Raw genomic sequence first — 5,015 nt, forward strand, 5'->3', positions numbered from 1 at the left:
GAACGATCCGACACATCACACGCCACCACCGACACCGACTCCGCACCCAACCCCGACAACTCGGCCACCAGCTCCGCCGCACCACCGGCCGCCGCGCCACGCCTACTCACCAACACCAGATCCCGCACCCCATGACGCACCACCAAATGCCGCGCCACCAAACCACCCAACGTCCCCGTTCCACCCGTCACCAACACCGCACCCACCGGATCGAAACCGACCCCACCCACACCGACCCGGTCGGCGGTGGCCTCGGTCGCACGGGCGAGCCTCGGCGTGAGCAGGCGGGTGCCGCGGGCGGCGACCTGGGGTTCGCCGGTGGCCAGTACGGCGGCGAGCAGCGGTTCCACGTCGGTGCCGGCGGGGGTGTCCGTGTCGAGCAGCACGATCCGGTCGGGGTGCTCCGACTGGGCGACCCGGACCAGGCCCCAGACGGCCGCGGCCGCCGGGTCGGTCACCGTCCGCTCACCGTCCGCCGGCACCGCGCCCCGGGTGACGACGACGAGTCGGGCCGCCTCCAGGCCGGGGCCGGCCAGCCACTTCTGGACGATCTCCAGCACCCGGCCCGTCAGCGCCAGCGCCGCGTCGTCGTCCGCCGTCCGGGGGTCCCCGGTACGGCCGGCCTCCAGGACGACGACCGGGGGTACGCCCGAACCGTCGGTGAGGGCGGCCACATGAGCCGGCTCGGTGATCGGCACCCAGGCGGGCGGCAGGTTCGTGCCGGGCTCCGGGGCGCCGGGCACCTCCGTCCACTCGACGCGGAACAGGGAGTGCCGGCTGTCGTCCGCGGCCGCGCCCAACTGGTCGGCTGACACCTCGCGGGAGACCAGTGACCGCAGTGTGAGCACGGGGGCACCGGTCTCGTCGGCCGCCTCCAGGGACAGGGCGTCGGGTGCGGACCGGGTCAGGCGTACGCGCAGGGCGGTGGCACCGGCGGCGTGCAGGCGCAGGCCGTTCCAGCCGAAGGGCAGGTGGACGCCGTCGCCGTCGCCGGTGCGGTTCTCGCCCGTGGGGTCGGAGAGCGCCACGTCGAGCATCGCGGGGTGCAGGGCGGCGTCCAGGAGCGCCGGGTGGATGCCGAACCGGGCGGCGCCGGTCCGCTGGTCCTCGGGCAGGGCGACCTCGGCGAAGAGGTCGTCACCGCGCCGCCACAGCGCCCGTACGCCCTGGAAGACCGGCCCGTACCCGTAACCGGCCGCGGCGAGCAGGTCGTAGCCGCCGGAGATGTCCACCGGCCGGGCGCCGGTGGGGGGCCACAGGCCGAGGTCGGCGGCCGGCTCGGCCGGTGCGGCCTGGTCCAGGCTGGTGAGGGTGCCGGTGGCGTGCCGGGTCCAGGCTTCGGCCCCGACGTCTCCGGGGGTTCCTTCCGGTGCCGAGTACACGGTGACCGTCCGGGAGCCCGCGTCCTCCGGGCCGCCGACGGCGACCTGCACCCGCAGCCCGCCCTGCTCCGGCAGCACCAGCGGCGCCTCGATGACCAGCTCTTCGAGGACCCCGCAGCCCACTTCGTCGCCGGCCCGGACGGCCAGTTCCACCAGCCCGGTGCCGGGGACGAGCACCGCCCCGCCGACCGCGTGGTCCGCGAGCCAGGGGTGGGTGCGCAGGGACAGCCTGGAGGTGCACAACACCCCGCCGGTCTCGGGCACTTCGACCACCGCGCCGAGCAGGGGGTGATCGGCGCGTGCCTGCCCGAGTGAGGCCGCGTCCGTCGCGGGAGCGGTCTTCAGCCAGTAGTGGCGGTGGTCGAAGGCGTACGTCGGCAGCTCCACCCGCGCGGTGTCGGCACCGGCGGGCAGGACACCCGTCCAGTCCACGGCCACACCCCGGACGAACACCTCGGCCATCGACGCCAGCAGCCGTCGCAGTCCGCCCTCTTCACGGCGCAGCGAGCCGGTGACGACGGCCTCCGCCTCAGTCTCGTCCGCGATCTCGTTGACCGGCTGGACGAGGACGGGGTGCGCGCTGGACTCGACGAACACCGTGTGCCCCTCGGCGAGGAGCGTGGCGACGGCGGGGCCGAAGCGGACCTGGCCACGCAGGTTGCGGTACCAGTAACCGCCGTCCAGCACCCCCGCCTCGCGCACCCACCCACCGGTCACCGTCGAGAAGAACGGCACCAGCGGGGCCTGGCTGCGGATGTCCGCGAACGCCTTGTCCAGGGCCTGCTCGATCGCTTCGACATGACGGGTGTGGGAGGCGTAGTCCACCGCCACCCGGCGCACCCGCACACCGTCCGCCTCCAACACCGCCAGCGCCTCGTCCAACGCCTCCGCGTCACCGGCGATCACCACCGACGAAGGACTGTTGACCGCAGCGACCTCCACACGGCCGTCCCACGCGGAAATCCGCGCGGCCGCCTCGGCCTCGGGAAGCGCCACCGACGCCATCCCACCGCGACCCGCCAGCTCACCGGCGATCACCTTGCTGCGGACCGCCACGATCCGGGCCGCGTCCGCCAGCGACAACGCACCCGCCACACACGCAGCGGCGATCTCACCCTGCGAGTGACCGACCACCGCATCCGGCACGACACCCACCGACGCCCACACCGCCGCCAGGCCGACGTTCACGGCGAAACTCGCCGGCTGCACGACGTCGACCCGCCCCAGCAGATCGACCTCACCCCGCAGGACGGCCTTCACGTCCCAGTCGGTCCACGGCGCGAGAGCCCGGGCGCACTCCTCGATCCGCTCCGCGAACACCGGAGAGGTCTCCAGCAGTTCACGACCCATGCCGAGCCACTGCGAGCCCTGCCCGGGGAACACCAGCACCGTCCGCCCGGTGGAGGCGGTGCTGCCGGTCAGCAGGCCGGCCGCGGTCTCGCCCCGCGCGAGCGCCGCGAAGCCCGCCACCGCCTCGTCCCGGGACCCGGCGATCACCACGGCCCGCTCCGACAGCACGGCCCGGCGGGCCGCCAAGACCCCGGCGATCTCCACCAGTGACACGTCCGTGTCGCCGACGAAGGCCGAGAGCCGCTGCGCCTGTCCCGTCAGCGAGCCCTCGGAAGCCGCCGACACCACCAGCGGCAGCACACCACCGGCGTCGGGCGACGCGGTGGCGGGTTCCTCGGGTGCCTGCTCGAAGATGAGGTGGGCGTTGGTGCCGCTGAGGCCGAAGGAGGAGACGCCGACGCGGCGCGGGCGGCCGGTCTCCGGCCACGGCCGGGCCTCCGTGAGCAGTTCGACGGCGCCCGTCGACCAGTCGACCTGCGGGGACGGCTCCGTCACGTGCAGGGTCGGGGGAAGGACGCCGTGCCGCATCGCCTCCACCATCTTGATGACACCGGCGACACCGGCGGCGGCCTGCGTGTGCCCGAGGTTGGACTTCACGGACCCAAGCCACAAGGGCTGTTCACGGTCGCGTCCGTACGTCGCCAGCAGCGCCTGCGCCTCGATCGGGTCACCGAGCGCCGTGCCGGTGCCGTGTGCCTCGACCACGTCCACGTCCGACGGCGCGAGGCCGGCGGTCGCCAGGGCGCGGCGGATCACCCGCTGCTGCGAGGGGCCGTTCGGGGCGGTCAGGCCGTTGGAGGCGCCGTCCTGGTTGATCGCGCTGCCGCGGAGCACGGCGAGGACGCGGTGGCCCTTGCGGCGCGCCTCCGAGAGGCGTTCCAGGACGACCACACCCGCGCCCTCGGCCCAGCCGGTGCCGTCCGCTGTCGCGGAGAAGGCCTTGCAGCGGCCGTCGGGGGCGAGGGCCCGCTGGCGGGAGAACTCCACGAAGGTGGCCGGTGTGGCCATGACGGTGGCGCCGCCGGCGAGCGCGAGGGAGCACTCGCCGTTGCGCAGCGCCTGGGCCGCGAGGTGCATGGCGACCAGGGAGGAGGAGCAGGCGGTGTCGACGGTCACCGCGGGGCCCTCGAAGCCGAACACGTACGACACCCGGCCCGAGGCCACGCTCACCGCGGTACCGGTGGCGGTGAAGCCGCCCAGCTCGGGCGGGATGTCGCCCCCGATGCCGTAACCCTGGGTCATGACGCCGGAGAAGACGCCGACGTCGGTGCCCTTCAGCGCGGACGGGTTCACGCCGGCCCGCTCCAACGCCTCCCAGGACGTCTCCAGCAGCAGCCGCTGCTGCGGGTCCATCGCGAGGGCCTCACGCGGCGAGATGCCGAAGAAGTTCGCGTCGAACATGCCCGCGTCGTGCAGGAAGCCGCCCTGGTCGACGTAGGAGGTGCCGATGTTCTCGGGGTCGGCGTCGACGAGGTCGCTCACGTCCCAGCCGCGGTCGGCGGGGAAGCCGGAGATGGCGTCCCGGCCTTCGGCCACCAGCTCCCAGAGTGCCTCGGGGCTGTCGACGCCGCCGGGCAGCCGGCAGGCCATGCCGACGACGGCGATCGGCTCGTCCGGGTCGGCGAGGAGGACCGTTGGGGCCGCCGTACCGGTGGCGTTGCCGCGCAGTCCGTCGAATTCGTCCCGGAGGAAGCGGGCCAGGGCGAGCGGGGTCGGGTAGTCGTAGACGAGGGTGGCGGGGAGGCTGAGCCGGGTGGCCTCGCGGAGCCGGTTGCGCAGCTGGACGGCGGTCAGGGAGTCGAAGCCGGCGTCCTTGAACGCCTTCTCCGCCTTGACGTTCTCCGGTCCGGCGTGGCCGAGGACGGTCGCGACGTGGGTGCGGACCAGGTCCAGCAGCAGCGCCTCCTGCTCGGCCGGGGTCAGGGCCGCGAGCCGGCCGGCCAGGCCGCTGCCGCGGCCCGCGGCGATGCGGGCGGCGGCGCGGCGGCTGTGCGGTACCAGCGCGCGCAGCAGGGACGGCGGGGTGCCGCCGGCCGCCGCCTCGGCGCGTACCGCCCGCAGGTCCAGCTTGATCGGGACGAGCAACGCCTGCCCGGTGCGCAGGGCCGCGTCGAACAGCTCCAGCCCCTCGTCGGAGGCGATCGCCTGGAACCCGCCGCGGTGTATACGGGCCTGGTCGACGTCGTTCAGGTGGGCGGTCATGCCGGTGGCCTGCTCCCACAGACCCCACGCCAGCGACACACCCGACAGCCCCGACGCCCGCCGCCGCTGCACCACCGCGTC

At 74.5% G+C, this 5,015-nt stretch carries 1 protein-coding gene; it reads right to left on the reverse strand.

Annotated features, from left to right (window positions below):
- The coding region (locus ABZ576_RS34175; protein ID WP_360749952.1) for a beta-ketoacyl synthase N-terminal-like domain-containing protein at positions 1-4,817 on the reverse strand (4,817 nt) is incomplete at its 3' end.
- Positions 4,818-5,015 lie beyond the last annotated feature (198 nt).

This window comes from Streptomyces sp. NPDC013455 (genome assembly GCF_040632975.1).
GTDB lineage: Bacteria > Actinomycetota > Actinomycetes > Streptomycetales > Streptomycetaceae > Streptomyces.